This is a genomic window from Streptomyces sp. NPDC002817 (assembly GCF_053592055.1).
In genome coordinates this window covers 1-15,355 of record NZ_JBSFUY010000069.1, presented here as the reverse complement: position 1 = coordinate 15,355, position 15,355 = coordinate 1, and the positions used below count along the sequence as shown (strand labels likewise).

Below are 15,355 nucleotides of genomic sequence, written 5' to 3'. Positions count from 1 at the left end.
GCCACGAGCAGCAGCGCCACCACGCACAGCACCCACGCCAGAACGAAGTGGACACGGCCGCCCCGCGACAACCCGAGCAGCCCTCTCTGGTTCATGAGCCACTACTCCCCCCGCCTGTGCCACCACCCGTCTGCTCCGGCGGCCCGTGCAGCATCGCGTGGCCTGGCGGCAGACAAAAGGTCCGGCTCCGGCAGCCTGCTGGCCCAGATCGTTCCGGATTCGAGCAACCGGAGACAGCCCGAGTACCCGCGCCATCACAGCCTCCATCCCCGAGACGTTCCGGTGCCATCCGCAGACGGACACCGGGGGCCCTTCGTCAGGCACCCGGAAGTGACACCAGGAGCACGTGAATCAGATTCTCTTTGCCTGCCTGGTTCCCGCCGGACAGCTGCTGCACTACGGCAGACCGCACAAGGGGAGGACCGGGGCATGGACATGCCCCCTGAGCAATACGCCGGAGTCGACATCGGCAAGGCGGACGTGAAGGGCAGCGTCCGTCCTCCCCGGCCGGCCAAGCGGCACCGGAAAGACGTACGGACCCTCTCCACCCGTCACCCGGGACCTGCTGGTCTCCCGGGACTGGCTGCTCGCGTCGGGCACCACCGTGGTCGGCATGGCCCGACACCCCGCCATGATGCGCCCCGGTCGCTCCCCGCGGGCGCCTGCCAGGGTTTCACAGCACCGCGCGAGATCTTACGAAGCCCTTACGCAGCCGTCGCAAACAGCCTGACGCCCCTACGCTCACGGTGTGTTGACGATCCGGAACATCACCCTCGGTACGGTCGCGCCCCTCGTGCTGGCTGCGGCGGGCGCCGCACACCCGCACGGCCTGTCCAGAGCGACAGCCGCGGACTGGACGCACTTGCACATCGCGCTGCTGCCTGTCTTTCCGCTGCTTACCCTCGGACTCCTCGTCCCTCTGTGGAACCGCCCCCGACCAGACCTCGCGGGCTTCGCCACGGTGGTGGCCTGGACGAGTGCGTTCGCCTACGCAGCCTTCTACACCGGTCTCGACGCGGTGGCCGGGATCGCGGCGGGGACCGCGGTCGAGCATGCTCCCGAAACAGGGGACATAGGACCGATCAAGTACCCGCTCTACGACACCGGTGAGTCGCTCGGGCAGGCCGGCGCCTACGCCCTCCTCGTCGCTGTCGTGGCCACAGCCGTCGCACTCTTCCCGCAACACGGCGCGCGAGTCATTCCCGGAACGGTGGTCCTCCTGGTGGCCGGCTGGTCCTTCATGGACAGCCACATCTTCTGGCCCCGCGGCGTATGGACAATGCTCGGTTTCGCACTGGGCTTCGCCCTGCTCGCCGCCGGGGTCGCAAGGAACGAATCCGTGCCGCGCCGCGACTGAGCGGGACGGAACGGACCCAGCGCCAGGGCCGGTCACACGAAACGCGGCCGCGCGGAGACCATCACCCTGTGCCCGCGGCAGTTGACACGCCCCACACGCCGTAGCCTGCACTGGTCGACACCGATCGGGGACGCCAACTGGCCCCGATACGGGTCGGCAGGGAGGGAAGGGCGGCATGCACGGCAACCGCCCTGCGCTGCTTCTGTGGGAGCGGGCGTGTGCAGTCGTCGTCGTGCTGGGCGTGCTCTATGCAGCGTTCCTGCCATTGATCGCTAACCACGAAGTGCTGAGGATCGCGTACAGACGCGGTGGGCCCCCGTCGATCATCATCACCGTGGGGGCGTTTGCTGGCTGGCTCCGTCTTCGCTTGGCTCGATCGCGACAACGCCCGCCCGCTGTGCTGGGAGTCGCAGGATTGCGCCCAGTCGCTCTCTTGACTGTGATGTGGCGCCCGGCAGGTGGAAGAGCCGGACGTCAACCCTCCTCCGAACAGCGGGCGCCTCAATGATTCGCAGCCTCCCGGCAACACTCCGGGCAGTGACCCCGCCCAGCGCCGGAACGTAAACCCGGCGCCGAGCCCTCCGCCGTCGCACCGGGACCGAGGGCTCCCGCCTTGATCCCCCCAATTTCGGGAGGCACCGACCGACGGCTCTGCCATTTCTGCCGACCGAACGACGGGGGCCGCAACGACAGACAGGGGCGCGAGGACGAGACCGCCCTGCCAGGGGTCACCGAGCTCTCAGGCGCATGCCGTTGCGCATGGCGCCACGCGCGCGTGTCCGTGTGCCGGACCCCGAACAGATGTCACTACTGCCGGACGCCGCCCATCTCCGCTGCGAAGAGCACCGGATCGCTGTCGAACCCCCGCACCATCTCGCGGAGCCCCCATGCTCCCGTCGCGTCTCTGCTGAATTCGGCGACCGTCGCGGCCGTGGCCTGGGCGACGCCCTCGAAGTCGTCGGCCAGCAGCTGCCGGTAGCCCTGGACGACCAGCACTCCGGCACCCGCTATGTCGCCGAACGTGCGACGGCCCCCGTCCTGGTGGATGGCCACCCCAACCACCACCCGCCCGTAGGCGGACGACATCCGATCGAACTCCAGCACCATCGCCTCGACGAAGCCGAACCCCATACCGGTCTCGCTGTGGCGGCCCATGTTGATGGTGCCGTCCGGCGAGCGGCTGTCGTAGTGAACGACATACACCGGCCGACCGTACGGATCGTCCGCGGAGTAGGTAGCGGCGATGATGTCGAGATGGCGAGGCGCCTCCCCGTGTGGACTCGGGTCCCATCTGAGCTTCACTTCGACCTTGCTCAGTCCCTCTCCGACACCACTCACTTGCCGCTCCCCGTCAGGCCCGTCGCGGGACGCCCCCGCATCGTCAAGTATGTGCACTGACCAGGCTTTTGATGCTTCTTTAGCTCACTTCATCCACCAGCTCTTACCGCTCGTTGTGCGGGACTTTCCCGGTCATCCCGCTGGTAACCGCTGGTGTGACGTCAGTCCCGGATGGCGATCTTTGGTCTTGTATTGACGCGTTCTATACGGCATCTTTACTCGCGGAGAGCCGGGAAGCCTGGTCGGCAACTCGGTCCGTCATGGGCCGAGGTCAGGATGATGTCGACCGAAGCGGGAGCCGATGTTCGAGCGCATCACCAAAGAGATTCTTTCCGGCCTGACTGTCGCCATCGTGGCGTTGCCGCTGGCGATCGCCTTCGGCATCACCGCGACCGGCACATCGGAGGGCGCGCTCGTCGGACTGTACGGTGCGATCTTCGCCGGGTTCTTCGCGGCATTGTTCGGCGGTACGCCCGGCCAAGTGACCGGCCCCACAGGCCCCATCACCGTCGTGGCCACCGGGGTCATCGCCACGCACGGACTTGAGGGCGCGTTCCTCGCGTTCATCATCGCCGGCGCCTTCCAGATCCTGTTCGGACTGTGCAGGCTCGGATCGCTCATCCGCTACGTGCCCCACCCCGTGGTGTCGGGCTTCATGGGCGGGATCGCGCTGATCATCATCTTGGGCGAAATCGACCAGGCTCAGAAGAGTTTTCTGGTGGTGGCTGCCACGATGGTGCTCATGCTCGTGTCCGCACGAGTGATCAAGTCGGTTCCGGCGAGCCTGATCGCGCTCGTGATCATGACTGCGGCCCTGCGGTTCACCAACTCGCTACTGCAGGACGTACACGTCGGGCCGGTCTCGCTCAACACGGCGATTGACTACATAGGCCAGATCCCGGAGTCGATGCCTTCGCTCACCCTCCCCCAGTTCAGCGGATCGCAGCTCCTGACCCTTCTCCTGCCCGCGCTCAGCATCGCACTTCTGGGTTCGATCGATTCGCTGCTGACCTCGGTCGTCATGGACGAAATCACCGGCAACCGGCACCGCAGCAACAGGGAGCTGATCGGCCAGGGACTCGGCAATGCCGCCAGCGGGCTGTTCGGCGGTCTGGCCAGTGCCGGCGCCACCGTCCGGTCCGTGGTCAATGTCCGCAGCGGTGGCCGTACGGCTCTGTCGGCGGCTGCCCATAGCGTCATTCTCCTCACCCTCGTGGTCGGGCTCGGGGCCGTGGTGCAGTACATCCCTCTCGCCGTGCTGTCAGGGATCCTGATTCTGACCGCGTTCGGGATGTTCGACTGGGCAAGCCTGCGCAAGGCGCACGTTGCTCCGAGAGGTGACGTGGTCGTGATGTTCGCGACGATGATCATCACTGTCCTCGTGGACCTGACCGCGGCGGTCGCCGTCGGCGTCGTCCTGGCACTCGTCGTTCACGGCGTTCAGTCACGGCGGCACAAAGCCTCGATCGTCCACGACGGCGCCGGCACCTACCACATTGGGGGACCGCTGTCGTTTCTGTCCGTCGACCGCGTCTTCTCCACGCTGCGCAACGACCTCCCGAACCTGTCGCTGAGCCTGAAGCACGTGAACTACATCGACACGTCCGGCGCGAAGGCGCTGCTGACCTTCATCGACCACTCGCACAAGTCCGGCGTCGAGCTCGGTGTCAAAGACCTGCCGCCGCATGTCGAGAACCGACTCATCGCGCTCGCGGACGAAGGGCAGCGTGACAAACTCATGGCCGTCGTCCAAAACCACTAGCCGTCGAAGCGCCTATCCGGCCTCAACGCAGCCAGGGCCCAGTCGTGTCAGCGGTAGCGAAGCAGCAACATGGCGGCGTCGTCGTGCAGCGGACCTTTCACGTGTTGCACCAAATCCTGCCGCAGGCTCTCCAACGCGGCCTCGGGGTCATGCTCCTTCAAGACATGAGCGCGTTCATCCAGGGGATAAAAGCGTCCTGCGGCGTCGCGGGCCTCGGTCACGCCATCGGTGTAGAGCAGCAATTGATCCCCACGCGCGAAGCCGGTAGCAAAGGGCAGCGGGGCGGATGGGTTGTGGGCGCTCAGACCGAGTGGGAGCGCGTGGGCGGGCGGTTCGGGGAAGGTCACGGACCCGTCGGCGCGCATCACCATCGGCGCCGGATGGCCGTAGTTGAGGAACGTCACCCCGTCGGCGGTGACTTCCGCGAGGATGGCCGTCACGAACTTCTCCCCGTCCAACTGCCGGTTCACGGCACGTTCCAGCCTCTTCCCGACCTCGGACAGATCGGCTTCTTCCGGCGCCGACTCCCGAAAGGCCCCCAGGACCACGGCCGCCGTCTCCACAGCTTCCAGTCCCTTGCCCTGCACGTCACCGACGATCACGCGTACGCCGTGGGGTGAGGCGACCATTTCATACAGGTCACCGCCGATACGGGCCTCGGCGACGGCCGACGTGTAGGACACCGCCGCTCGTAACGGGCCGGCTTTGCGCGGCACGGGCTTGAGAAGAACGCGCTGTGCCGCTTCGGCGATGGAGCGCACATTGGCCAGCTCCGCCTCGCGTTGCTGACGCATTACGGCGGCGACGATGCCGGCCGTCGTGACGCCGGCGACGGAGGCGATGGTCATGTATCCGCGGCGCGCCTGGAGCATGTCGTTGTAGAGGCCTAGAGCAACGCAGAGCAGCAGCGCAATGACGCCGATCCCCAGGGTGCGCCGCCAGCCACCGACCAGGCTGGCGAACGCCGGGCCCAGCGACAACAACGGAAGGAATCCGACTCCTGGCCCCACGGCGATGTCGACCGCGGTGACGGCCGCCATCATGGCGAACGGGAGGGCGGACAGCACGGCAAGGCGACGGCTCTTGTCAGTCACGCTTCACCCCCCGCTCGGCGACAGCACGTCCCGCGTCAGCGAGCGGGACCACCGTTGTTGCTTCTCTCCGCCCTCTGAACAGTAGGCGGGGGCGGGATCTCCAGCAAGATCGCCACTGGCGTTCGCCGGCATCTCGCGCAGCGGCCGTTCCTGAACGGTCGCAGGGCGTGCTCTCCATGGTCGGGGCGGCCACCGGCTGTTCGTCCGCTACGGCTTCCCGCGTGGCATCAAGTACAGGTCCGTCAGCAAGAAGTCCCGGATGCGGTCGGCGATGGCCGGCCAGTCCTGGCCGAACCAGATGAAATGCCCGCTCGCCCAGCTTTCGATCAGCTCGGCTTGGCGCAGAGTCGCGACAAGGGCCCGGGCATGCGCGAACGGTACGGCGCCGTCCTGACAGGTCGCGATGACGAGACTGGGCTGGTAGGCCTGGCCCGCGTGACGCGTCAGCTCCGCGGTGGTTTCCAGGGCTTTGAGGTCGCGGAGAAAACCGCGGCCCGACCTCATACGGGAGAACAGTGTGATCAGCTCTGCCCGGTCCTCCGCGCGGAGACCGGACACTGCCTCCCGTGCGGAAAGCACCGTCAGATCCCGCAGCAGCAGGCGCAGACCGATCGCGGGCACGTAACGCATCAGTGTGCGCACCACAGCCCATACGAAAGGCTCCGTCGGGGCCGCGAAGGCGACACGGGCCGCCATGCGGGTACGGCGGTCGGGCCAGGGCAAGGGTCCTACGGCGCTCTGCAGGATCATCTTGTCCACCAGGGCGGGGTACCGCGCCGCCATGGCCACCGCGGTGGGGCCGCCGGCCGAGACACCGACCACCGCGGCGACGCCGGTGATACCGAGGTGCGTGCAGAGCGCGGAGGTGACGTTGGCGAATCCGCCCACCGAGCCGCCAGTCGAGACCGGGGTGCGGCCGTACCCCGGACGGGACGGCACCAGCACCGAGCAACCGGCGTCGGCGAACACCTGCTCACCGAGCGAGAGCCCGGCCCGCATGTGCCCGCCGTGGAAAAGGACGACGGTGTCCGGCCCGCGCCGATCGAAACGGTACTCGACCAGCCCCTCCTCCAACCCGGCGACCTGCGTTGGGTGTTCGTCCAAGCCTCCGTCAGATGTCGCCCTCACAACACCTCCTCGATCCGAGGGAGTTCCTTGCGGGCCGTGTCCAGATCCGCGAGTTCGTGGTCTAGGACCAGGTAGATGAACAGCCAGTCGTGAGCCCTGCGCGCAAGGGGACGCAGAAGGTGGTACTCGGTGTCCAGAGTGATCAGGATGTCCTCCACCCGCTCGGGTTCGTAGCCCAACTGAGCGCGTGCCGAGAGTTTGACGCGGACGACATCCGTGTCCCTCCGAGCGGCATTCTCAAGGTTGAGACCAGCCGGTTTGCCGATGACGCCGAGCGGCATGCGGCTGATGTAGTCGACGATCGCGGCGCCCAATGCGCCTTCGATACTCATCGCACGGCGCAGGGCACCCTGGATCGCGGACACAGCCTGCTCCCTCATCGCGTTCAGGCACTGTGCCGACCAGACTTCCCGGCGCTCCAGGACCGGCCTCCATCCCGTCTGCCTCAGACGGAGAGCCGCGCCACCCAAGCATCGTGTCATGGGCCCAACTCGGTTGTCGCCGGTCTTGTCAGCATCGCGAAGCCACTGCTCGCTGCGAGTTGGGGCCGGATCGGCCAGAGGGCCGTGATCACACGGTCTTTCCGCCCCACCGGGCGTCGGCCTCCGCCCAGGCTTTGTCCCATTGCCGCAGGCGCCGCAGGTTCAGAAGCGAGTGAACAGCCTGGCCACCACCCACTACGACCGAGATCGCGCAGGCCGCGGCGAGGACACCCGTCGCGCTCGCCTGAAGCACTCCGGCCGAGCTGGACAACGGCCGGGTGGTGAGCCGGTCCTTCCCGTTCGTCCAGACCATGATCCGAGCGCCGGCCTCAAGACCGGGCTCGACCCGAGTCTGACCGGTGTGGGACGTGCCGTCGGGTCCGGTCCACCGCACGGTGATCCACACGGGAGTCCGGCCCACCCGATTCGCGGTACGGGGCTTTGCGTCCTCCAGGAGGACGGCCGAGACCTGCTGCCGCTCGGTCCGCTGCCGCTCCAGGTACTCGGCGGATGTGATCCCCGCCGCCAGACCCGCCAGGAGACCACCGGTCGTGGCACACAACCACATGACGAGCACCAGCCAGGCTTCGACGACGTCGATGCGCCGCTTGAGCGGATTACGTCGCCACCGCCACCACCGCACGCCCGTGCGAGGTGTTCTCGCCATCGGCTCGCACCCCCTCGGTCGAGAGCACCGACAGCCCTTGTCTCCAGTGTGCCCGCTCGCAGGTTTGCCGGTGCACCCTGGGTCTCGGCGACCCCTTCGAGATCTCACTGCAGTGCAGGGCGGCGGAAAGACCCGTGCCTGCCGAACACTGCCGCGTTGTGGGGCCCCGCCCCGCGAAGTTGTGCACGTCACGCCCCCTTGGCGCGGAAAGCACCGGACTCAGGCAACGGCGGTCCCAAGCACCACAGTAGTGTTGTCTGGCCGGGTCCCGGGATGGCACCATTCGGCGCGCACAGTCGCGTGCACGGCAGCGAGCGAGAACGGGCCCGGCTCCGGAAGGTCCGCGGCACAGTGAGAGGCGGAGGTCGTGTCGAAAGATGCCTCGCGCACTGAACTCGCCTCTTACCTGGATGAGTTGGCTGTCTACGGCCACGCAGTCGAGCGCGGAGTCGTTCCGCTCTCCTATGCGGTGGAGGTATTGCGCGCGCATCGGTTACAGGCCGGGGCCGAGGAGATCGCGCGCGACCTGCGGCATTGGGAAGACCGCATCGTGGCCGGAGAATTCCATCCTGAACTCATCGACGAGGAACGCTGGGAGCGCCCCACGGACGAGTGGCTCAGGGAACACCTGCGACGGGCACTTCAGAACCGTGGAATGCCTGTCGACGAGAAGACGGGCACAGGGGAGCTCTTGCGGGAGTATCTCCGGCATCTGATGGACGGCGACGGTCACGGTGACCTCTCGTAACAACCCAGTGCCGGGAGAGGGCGACAACACGTCGGCCATTCCCGACGAGATGTGGCAGCAGTTCATCGAGGACAGCGAACGCGCCATCCGCGGCACCGCTCCCAGAGAACTGTCCGCACAGGAACGGGCGGCCCAGGCCTTGCCCCCGCCCCTGGAGACGGACACGGACACCACACGTCGGAGGACCTGGCGGCAGCGGCACACGCTCAACGAAACCGGACCGGGGCCGCTCGAGGCCGTTGGCGAACTGTGGACCCCGGAGGACCCGTGGACCGGCCCGGCGTGGCGCGACATGGAAACTCGCGGCAGACGACGTCGGGTCAGCCGCGTCCTCGGCATGGTGGCCGCACTCGTCCTGCTACTAGGTGCCCTTTCTCACCTGCCCACCGCCTCGGGCGACCGGCCGCCAATGGACAGTGAGGCCACCTGGACGCAGCCGGAGGACGTCTCGGACGCCCTCCAGACGGCGACGGCCTGTCCGGCTCTGGAGGACCCGGACCCCTGTATGGGGTGAGTCCCATCCACCCCCGCGCAGGGGCAGTCGCACTCCATGAACCCCCGCTAGGGCGTGCGGAATCGTCCGGAGCCTGCGCCCCTAACCGTCCGCGCGGTACAGCTTGATGTCTCTGTTCACGAAGAGGTGCACGAATCCGCATCGCCAGCAGATCAGCCCGGTCGCCGTCTCGTCGGCCCACGCCATCTTCATGAATTCCAGTCCGACGCTGTTCAGGAGCACGCCCCGCTCCCGGAACAAGTCGCTCCGGCAGATTTGACAGGTGACCCAGATATCCCCGACCGCTGCACGAACCGGCTTGGGCACCATGACGGTGCCCCTCTCCCCCGTGTGCTCACTGCCCTGGTCAAGGCGGTGAGCAACGAGGATATCGGGCACTTGTACGCATGGATTCCGCAGATCTACCCGTCCGTCAGGCGTTTAGGTCCCGGCGGCTGAAGCGGTACGCGCCGACGGCCACCCTCCTGCCCCAGCACAACGCCACGTTCGACGTGACGCTCGGAGTGGCTCAGGAAGGCATAGCGAACGAGGCAGGACGGCACCTATTCGCTCCTGCACGATGAGCAGTTCGGCCCGTCCCCTTCGTACACCTCGACGATGCGAAGCAGCCCCAGACCCTTGAGGGCGGCCCGGGGTTGGGGCCCCGTGTGCGTGGCGAATACGCGTGTGCCGTGCCTCCGGGCGGCGCGCAGCGCCATGAAGAACACCGTTCCACCGTCACTGCTGAGGTAGGTCACCTTGCTCAGGTCGATCTCGAGGCTGGCGATTCCTGTACGCAGGAGCTCTACGAGCGCCTTCCCTGTCTGGGCCGCGTTCTTGGAAGTGATCTCCCCCGAGAGGTGAACGACGGCACGGTCAGGGGTGGACTCGACCCCGAGCCGGCGACCGCGGAACGGATGCAGCAGACGGCTGCCCGCACTGAGCAGCCTGTGATGCCCACGGTGTTGCCGTGCCGAAGAAGGATCAGGCATTCGGAGCTCCAGGGCAGAGGAGGGCCAACTGCCGACCAGGCTTCCCGGCGCACCTGAGGGTCATCGTAGGCGCAGGTCACCGCGTCTGCCACCGGGGCAGCCGGCGGTTGAGCCGATCGGGAAGTGCGGACTTCACATCCAGCCCAGTCCTCTCTGTTGCCGGGATCCGGCAAAGTCGCGTAGTTCATTGTGCCTATCAGTGATCTATCAAAAACGCGTCAAGGACAGGTAGGGTTTCCCCCGGTGTGCCGGGAAGCCTGGTCGGCGAGCAGGGGATAAATCTCTCTTCCGATCGGGGGTGTCCGTCATGGTGCTTGTGGCGGTATTCGGTGTCGCACTGCTGGTGGCAGTGCTGTTGTCAGGCCTGGCGGCACGGACGGTGCTCTCCACGTCCTTTCTCTTCCTGGTCGGCGGAGCCCTGGTCAGTGACGGCTTCCTCGGGCTGATCCACATCACGCCGGACAGCGAGATCGTGTCCGTGACGGCCGACTTGGCACTGTTCGCAGTGCTGTTCACCGACGGCATGCACGTGTCCTTCCCCAAGCTGCGCGCCAACTGGCGCAACCCTGCCCGTGCGCTCGGTCTCGGCATGCCGCTCGCGTTCGTCGGCATGGCGCTCATCACGCACTACTTGGTGGGCCTGGACTGGACGACGTCCTTCCTGGTCGGTGCCGTACTGGCTCCCACGGACCCGGTGTTCGCCTCCGCGATCGTCGGCCGCAAGGAAGTCCCGGTGAAACTGCGGCAGCTACTGAACGTGGAGAGCGGTATCAACGACGGGCTCGCCCTGCCGGTCGTCCTCATCCTGATCGCCGCCGCCGGACCGACCTCCGGGCACGCCGAGGCCGACCTCGGGAAGATCGCGCTGGAGCTGGTCCTCGGCCTCGTCTTCGGCCTTGTGCTCCCCTACGTCGTGATCGAGCTCGTACGGTTCCGGCTGCTGGGCGCCGAGCCCAAGCTGCAGCCGCTGCTGCCGCTGGCAATCGGCGTGATCCTCTACGGGGTCTGCCACCTCACGCACGCCAACCCCTACCTCGCCGCGTTCTCGGCGGGCGCGGTGCTCACCGCACGGTCGTTGGAGGCGAAGGAGGCGTTCGAGCCTCTCGGGGAGGCGTTGGCGGAGCTGGCCAAGTTCGCGGCCCTGCTGGTGTTCGGCGCGCTGCTGACCCCGCAGCTGTTCGGCGACCTGTCCTTCGGCGGGTACGTCGCCGTGGTCCTGGCGATCGCGCTAATCCGCCCGGCCTCACTGCTGCTCTCGCTGCTGGGTACGACCATCTCCCGCAAGGAGAGGCTGGTGGCGGCCTGGTTCGGGCCGAAGGGCTTCGCGTCGGTGGTCTATGGGCTGCTGGTCCTGCAGTCCGGTATCCCGCAGGCCGAGGAGGCGTTCACGCTGATCGCGGTGTGCATCGCCTTCTCGATCGTCGCGCACAGCTCGACCGACGTGCCGATCGCCCGCGCCTTCGACGTCGACGAACTGGCCGGAATCCCGGAGCCGCACAAGGACACGGGCGCTCAGTCCACGGAGAGGCACACCGATGCATGCCCATGACCTGGCCCGGCCCTACCCCACCGTGTCCGCGGACGACGACGCCCTCGCTGCGGCCCGCCTGGTCGTTCGGCACCAGCTGCCCGCGCTGCTGGTCCTCGACCGCGACGACTACCCGTACGCGGTCGTGCCGGCCGCCCGCGTGATCAGCGCGCTGCTGCCCTGGTACATGCGGGAGAGCCCGGTGCTGGCAGCCGAAGCGGATGACCGCTTCGACGAGGAGGCCCGGGAAGCGATGGCCGGGCGGTCGGTGGCCGAGTGGCTGCCGCGAGGCCCTCTCACTCCCCCGGTCGTCGGTCCGGACGCCTCGCCCGCGCAGATCGCCATGCTCATGGCCCGCAAGGACTCTCCGCTGGTCGCCGTCGTCGAACGCGACGCCGACACAGCGACGGTGATCGGCGCGATCACCGCGACCGCCCTGTTGGAGCATGTCATCGGAGGATCGTGAACGACTGGCACAGCTGGGCCGCGATCGTCGTCTTCGTCGGCGCGTACGCCCTGATCATCAGCGAGAAGATCCACCGGGTCGCCGTGGCACTCGGCGGCGCGGGCCTCATGCTGGCGATCAGGGCGACCGACGACAAGTCGGCGTTCTACTCCGAGCACTCAGGCGTCGACTGGAACGTCATCTTCCTGCTGATGGGCATGATGATGATCGTCGGTGTGCTGAAGAAGACCGGCATGTTCGAGTACCTGGCCATCTGGTCGGTGAAACGGGCCCGGGCCAAACCCTTCCGGGTGATGGCCATGCTGGTCGTCATCACCGCGGTCGCCTCGGCCCTGCTGGACAACGTCACCACGGTCCTGCTGATCGCCCCGGTCACCCTGCTGGTGTGCGAGCGTCTCGCGCTCCCGGCGGCGCCGTTCCTGATCGCCGAGGTGATGGCCTCGAACATCGGCGGCACCGCGACCCTCGTCGGCGACCCGCCCAACATCATCATCGCCAGCCGCGCCGGCCTCACCTTCAACGACTTCCTGGTCCACCTGACCCCGATCGTGGTCATCCTGCTCATCGTCTTCGTCCTGATGTGCCGGGTGATGTTCCGCAAGTTCTTCGTCTACGACGAGGACCGCGCCGCCGAGATCATGGCGCTGGAGGAACGTGAGGCCATCAAGGACACCCGTCTGCTGGTCCAGGGCCTGGTGGTACTGGCCCTGGTGGTGGTGGGCTTCGTGCTCCATCCGGTGCTGCACTACGAGCCGAGCATCGTCGCCCTGCTCGGCGCCGGACTGCTCATCGCCGTCTCCACCGCGGAGACCGGCGCCGTGCTGAAGGAGGTGGAATGGCCGACCCTGGCCTTCTTCGCCGGGCTCTTCATCATGATCGGCGGCCTGATCGAGACGGGCGTGATCGGGGAGGTCTCCAAGTTCCTGGCCGACGCGATCGGTGACAACGAACTCGGCGGCTCCATGATGCTGCTGAGCGCCTCCGCCGTCCTGTCCGGCATCGTCGACAACATCCCGTACGTCGCCACCATGGCCCCCATCACCAGCGACCTCGTCCAGAACATGGGCGGCGGCAGCGACCACGTCATGTGGTGGGCCCTCGCTCTGGGCGCCGACCTGGGCGGCAACGCCACCGCGATCGGCGCGAGTGCCAACGTCGTCGTCCTGGGCATCGCCGAACGCAACCGACAGCCCATCTCCTTCTGGCAGTTCACCAAGTACGGACTGATCGTCACCGTGGTCACCGTGGTCATCGCCCTCGGCTATGTGTGGCTGCGCTACTTCGCGCTCGCCTGAGCTGACGCCTGCCGAACCCACCACGGGGAACGGCCGCCTGGACCGGAAAGAGGTACGCACATGGGTCCATCGCTGATAGCACCGGTGGCAGTCATCGCCATGCTGGTGATCCGAACCGCCCTGGTGGAGATCCGCCACCCGGGAAGCGCACGCCGGCAATGGGCCTTCCTCACCAACCGCCAGGCGGTCACGACCGGAGCCGTAGTGGTCCTGCTTCTCTCCGCCGTCGGCTGGCGAACAGCCAGTTTCGTCTCTGTGGCATGGGCCTTGCTCGCGGGAGCCCTTGTCGCCCACCTGGTCAACCTCTCCACGAGGTCCGACTCGCAAGGGACGAGGACGAAGCGGCAAAACCCCTGGCACTGGTGATCCGAGTGAATCCGGATGAACCCATACCGACGTGGTTATGGAGCTCAGACACCCCGACCGAGTTCGTCCTGCTCGATCAGGGCGGCCGCCTCGTGGGGCGGCTGCGCTTCCGCGTCTGCCAGAAGTGCCGTACGGGACGGATTCTGGACGTCTGGATCCAAGACAGCCGCCAGCGTCAAGGCCTGGGACGCGAGCTCATCCATTCGCTGCTCGCCCAGTGCCCGGGCTACCGATGGAGCACGACGCTGCAGACCCGGGACGGGCGAGCCTTCTTCAGCGTGATGGCTCAGGAGACGACGGTGGCCCTGCCCCACAGCGGCCCCTTGTGCCGACACCTCATGGGATGGTTGCAGCGAACGCGGCAGCATCTGCTGCATCGTTGAGGGCCCCGCTGAACTCGGACCCGCCTACCTCACGGCTTCATGTCCCGGTCGTCGAGGCGGCTGATCCCCGCTCCCCCTCCGATGTGGTGAAGGGCGCGGGCGTGGCGACGCGTGTCGCGGATCCGCCTGGTGGCGGCAGACTCGATCCGGTGCGCCTCCTCGCTGGTCCCGAGCCGTCGGCGATCTCGCCGGACGAGCACTCCGATCGCCCAGGCCCCGAGCATGGCGAGAGCGGCACCAAGGATCACCACAAGCGCCATCCTCCCCTCCGTCGGGCGTGAGCCACACGTTCATAGTCCGGGTTCAACGTGTCCGATTCACCGACCGTTCTCGGCACAGTCGCGCGCCAATTGCCTTCCATGTCTCGGCAATCACGTGCGTACCCGCGTCGGCGGCCAATCGATGCCGGCCGCCGTCAGGATGCCCCCGTACTTGGTGAGTCGGCGCCGAGCGAGGTACAGGCCGAGCCCCCACAGGGTGGCGAACAAGAGCCAGACGGCGGCGCAGACCAGCAGGGCCGTGCTCGTGAAGCCGGTCTGCGAGAGCGGGATGAGCATGACGAAGGGGATGATCAGGAGCATGACTAGGCCACGCCGCCGATGGGTGCGGCTGGAGTCGACCATGATCCGCGCGTGCAGCAGGTCGACGTCGCGTCGGGTTTCGGCAAGCGGACGCAGACGGTTTCCGCCGGGCCTCATGCCAGGCAGCTGGCCACCCTGGAGTGCGGTCGGGTATCGCTCTGTGGTCCGGGTGGCCCGCTCGACGGCATCCAGTGTGCGCCGGAATGCGAAGTACGGGTTGGGGCTCCCCTTAGGGGAGAGCGGCGACAACCCGTCGTACTCGTAGCCGTACTGCTCGGCGACATACGCGAACCCCGCGAACTTCCGCCAGGACCGCTGCAGATTGCGGGCGTCGTGCCGCTCCGCGCCCTGGGAACCGTCCCGCAGCAGTGCTTTGAGTTGGGACTGCAGGAACATATCGCCTCCTGGGTCGGGGCCATCGGCAGTACCAGGATGCCGTAGCGGACTGATCACGATGATGGCGGAACCGCCCGCATCACGGATCGCTTCCTATCACCTGGGTAATCCGGCTTCCCAGCGGTGGGAAGCGAGCGGCACACGTACAGGGGGATGCACAGTGGGTTCGTCGAAGTACCCCAATGGGCCTTGACCCCTGAGGTTGGACACACGAGACACTGGATCCTGAGGATCTGAGAACGGACATCTCGTGGTCATGAAGAACTATCCGCCGCAGTT

The 15,355-nt window shown here is 67.1% G+C and carries 18 protein-coding genes; 9 read left to right on the top strand and 9 right to left on the bottom strand.

Features of this window, described 5'->3' with window-relative positions; genetic code table 11:
* The first annotated feature begins 748 nt into the window (after positions 1–748).
* Positions 749–1,357: a hypothetical protein gene (locus tag ACWD3I_RS48200; protein ID WP_365412628.1), complete on the top strand. Its 609-nt coding sequence runs from the start codon at positions 749–751 to the stop codon at positions 1,355–1,357.
* An 807-nt stretch (positions 1,358–2,164) separates the two neighbouring features.
* On the opposite strand, the gene ACWD3I_RS48195 is transcribed toward ACWD3I_RS48200, so the two are convergent.
* Positions 2,165–2,695: a TerD family protein gene (locus ACWD3I_RS48195; RefSeq protein WP_365412630.1), complete on the bottom strand. Its 531-nt coding sequence runs from the start codon at positions 2,693–2,695 to the stop codon at positions 2,165–2,167.
* Positions 2,696–2,996: 301 nt separating this feature from the next.
* Here ACWD3I_RS48195 and ACWD3I_RS48190 point away from each other — a divergent pair, with 301 nt between their 5' ends.
* The gene (locus ACWD3I_RS48190; protein ID WP_365412632.1) at positions 2,997–4,457 is read left to right on the top strand and encodes a SulP family inorganic anion transporter; all 1,461 of its coding nucleotides are present in this window, start codon (positions 2,997–2,999) and stop codon (positions 4,455–4,457) included.
* Between the two features lie 47 nt (positions 4,458–4,504).
* Here ACWD3I_RS48190 and ACWD3I_RS48185 read toward each other — a convergent pair whose 3' ends face one another.
* The 4 genes from ACWD3I_RS48185 to ACWD3I_RS48170 form a co-directional block, all read right to left on the bottom strand.
* Positions 4,505–5,500 carry a PP2C family protein-serine/threonine phosphatase gene (locus ACWD3I_RS48185; RefSeq protein WP_365412662.1) on the bottom strand — a complete coding sequence of 332 codons (996 nt, stop codon included), beginning with the start codon at positions 5,498–5,500 and terminating at the stop codon, positions 4,505–4,507.
* Positions 5,501–5,758: 258 nt separating this feature from the next.
* Positions 5,759–6,655, bottom strand: a complete 897-nt coding sequence (locus ACWD3I_RS48180) for an alpha/beta fold hydrolase (RefSeq protein WP_365412634.1) — start codon at positions 6,653–6,655, stop codon at positions 5,759–5,761.
* Between the two features lie 20 nt (positions 6,656–6,675).
* On the bottom strand, positions 6,676–7,044 hold the full coding sequence (locus tag ACWD3I_RS48175) for a hypothetical protein (RefSeq protein WP_365412636.1): 369 nt from the start codon (positions 7,042–7,044) through the stop codon (positions 6,676–6,678).
* 205 nt (positions 7,045–7,249) lie between these two features.
* A complete protein-coding gene (locus tag ACWD3I_RS48170) occupies positions 7,250–7,828 on the bottom strand; it encodes an Rv1733c family protein (RefSeq protein WP_365412638.1) in 579 nt (192 codons plus the stop codon).
* A gap of 367 nt (positions 7,829–8,195) precedes the next feature.
* Between ACWD3I_RS48170 and ACWD3I_RS48165 the strand changes: the two genes are divergently transcribed.
* The gene (locus ACWD3I_RS48165; RefSeq protein ID WP_365412640.1) at positions 8,196–8,576 is read left to right on the top strand and encodes a hypothetical protein; all 381 of its coding nucleotides are present in this window, start codon (positions 8,196–8,198) and stop codon (positions 8,574–8,576) included.
* Positions 8,563–9,090, top strand: a complete 528-nt coding sequence (locus ACWD3I_RS48160) for a hypothetical protein (protein WP_365412642.1) — start codon at positions 8,563–8,565, stop codon at positions 9,088–9,090. Before ACWD3I_RS48165 ends, ACWD3I_RS48160 begins: the two co-directional genes overlap by 14 nt.
* A gap of 81 nt (positions 9,091–9,171) precedes the next feature.
* On the opposite strand, the gene ACWD3I_RS48155 is transcribed toward ACWD3I_RS48160, so the two are convergent.
* Together ACWD3I_RS48155 and ACWD3I_RS48150 are read right to left on the bottom strand one after the other, a co-directional pair.
* Positions 9,172–9,312 (bottom strand): hypothetical protein, encoded by a 141-nt coding sequence (locus ACWD3I_RS48155; protein WP_365412644.1) that lies wholly within the window; start codon positions 9,310–9,312, stop codon positions 9,172–9,174.
* Positions 9,313–9,632: 320 nt separating this feature from the next.
* Positions 9,633–10,061, bottom strand: coding sequence for an STAS domain-containing protein (locus tag ACWD3I_RS48150; protein ID WP_365412646.1), 429 nt, complete (start codon positions 10,059–10,061; stop codon positions 9,633–9,635).
* A gap of 307 nt (positions 10,062–10,368) precedes the next feature.
* Between ACWD3I_RS48150 and ACWD3I_RS48145 the strand changes: the two genes are divergently transcribed.
* The 5 genes from ACWD3I_RS48145 to ACWD3I_RS48125 are packed head-to-tail and all read left to right on the top strand — an operon-like array spanning position 10,369 to position 14,099.
* A complete protein-coding gene (locus tag ACWD3I_RS48145; protein WP_365412648.1) occupies positions 10,369–11,610 on the top strand; it encodes a cation:proton antiporter in 1,242 nt (413 codons plus the stop codon).
* The gene (locus ACWD3I_RS48140; protein WP_365412650.1) at positions 11,597–12,055 is read left to right on the top strand and encodes a CBS domain-containing protein; all 459 of its coding nucleotides are present in this window, start codon (positions 11,597–11,599) and stop codon (positions 12,053–12,055) included. Before ACWD3I_RS48145 ends, ACWD3I_RS48140 begins: the two co-directional genes overlap by 14 nt.
* A complete protein-coding gene (locus tag ACWD3I_RS48135) occupies positions 12,052–13,350 on the top strand; it encodes an ArsB/NhaD family transporter (RefSeq protein ID WP_365412652.1) in 1,299 nt (432 codons plus the stop codon). The genes ACWD3I_RS48140 and ACWD3I_RS48135 overlap by 4 nt, the downstream gene beginning before the upstream one ends.
* 60 nt (positions 13,351–13,410) lie before the next feature.
* Entirely contained in the window at positions 13,411–13,716 is a 306-nt protein-coding gene (locus tag ACWD3I_RS48130; protein ID WP_365412654.1) for a hypothetical protein, read from the top strand.
* Positions 13,713–14,099 carry a GNAT family N-acetyltransferase gene (locus ACWD3I_RS48125; protein WP_451084438.1) on the top strand — a complete coding sequence of 129 codons (387 nt, stop codon included), beginning with the start codon at positions 13,713–13,715 and terminating at the stop codon, positions 14,097–14,099. The genes ACWD3I_RS48130 and ACWD3I_RS48125 overlap by 4 nt, the downstream gene beginning before the upstream one ends.
* A 29-nt stretch (positions 14,100–14,128) precedes the next feature.
* Here the strand turns inward: ACWD3I_RS48125 and ACWD3I_RS48120 are convergent, their stop codons facing one another.
* Both ACWD3I_RS48120 and ACWD3I_RS48115 read right to left on the bottom strand, forming a co-directional pair.
* Positions 14,129–14,359 (bottom strand): hypothetical protein, encoded by a 231-nt coding sequence (locus ACWD3I_RS48120; protein ID WP_365412658.1) that lies wholly within the window; start codon positions 14,357–14,359, stop codon positions 14,129–14,131.
* Between the two features lie 111 nt (positions 14,360–14,470).
* Positions 14,471–15,076 (bottom strand): hypothetical protein, encoded by a 606-nt coding sequence (locus ACWD3I_RS48115; RefSeq protein ID WP_365412660.1) that lies wholly within the window; start codon positions 15,074–15,076, stop codon positions 14,471–14,473.
* Positions 15,077–15,355 lie beyond the last annotated feature (279 nt).

What these genes read in the sequence shown, in the direction of transcription:
- ACWD3I_RS48190 (WP_365412632.1), top strand. Translation starts at nt 2,997, where the DNA reads ATGTTCGAGCGCATCACCAAAGAGATTCTTTCCGGCCTGACTGTCGCC.
- ACWD3I_RS48150 (WP_365412646.1), bottom strand. Translation starts at nt 10,061, where the DNA reads ATGCCTGATCCTTCTTCGGCACGGCAACACCGTGGGCATCACAGGCTG.
- ACWD3I_RS48140 (WP_365412650.1), top strand. Translation starts at nt 11,597, where the DNA reads ATGCATGCCCATGACCTGGCCCGGCCCTACCCCACCGTGTCCGCGGAC.
- ACWD3I_RS48115 (WP_365412660.1), bottom strand. Translation starts at nt 15,076, where the DNA reads ATGTTCCTGCAGTCCCAACTCAAAGCACTGCTGCGGGACGGTTCCCAG.
- ACWD3I_RS48145 (WP_365412648.1), top strand. Translation starts at nt 10,369, where the DNA reads ATGGTGCTTGTGGCGGTATTCGGTGTCGCACTGCTGGTGGCAGTGCTG.
- ACWD3I_RS48130 (WP_365412654.1), top strand. Translation starts at nt 13,411, where the DNA reads ATGGGTCCATCGCTGATAGCACCGGTGGCAGTCATCGCCATGCTGGTG.
- ACWD3I_RS48185 (WP_365412662.1), bottom strand. Translation starts at nt 5,500, where the DNA reads ATGATGGCGGCCGTCACCGCGGTCGACATCGCCGTGGGGCCAGGAGTC.
- ACWD3I_RS48170 (WP_365412638.1), bottom strand. Translation starts at nt 7,828, where the DNA reads ATGGCGAGAACACCTCGCACGGGCGTGCGGTGGTGGCGGTGGCGACGT.
- ACWD3I_RS48120 (WP_365412658.1), bottom strand. Translation starts at nt 14,359, where the DNA reads ATGGCGCTTGTGGTGATCCTTGGTGCCGCTCTCGCCATGCTCGGGGCC.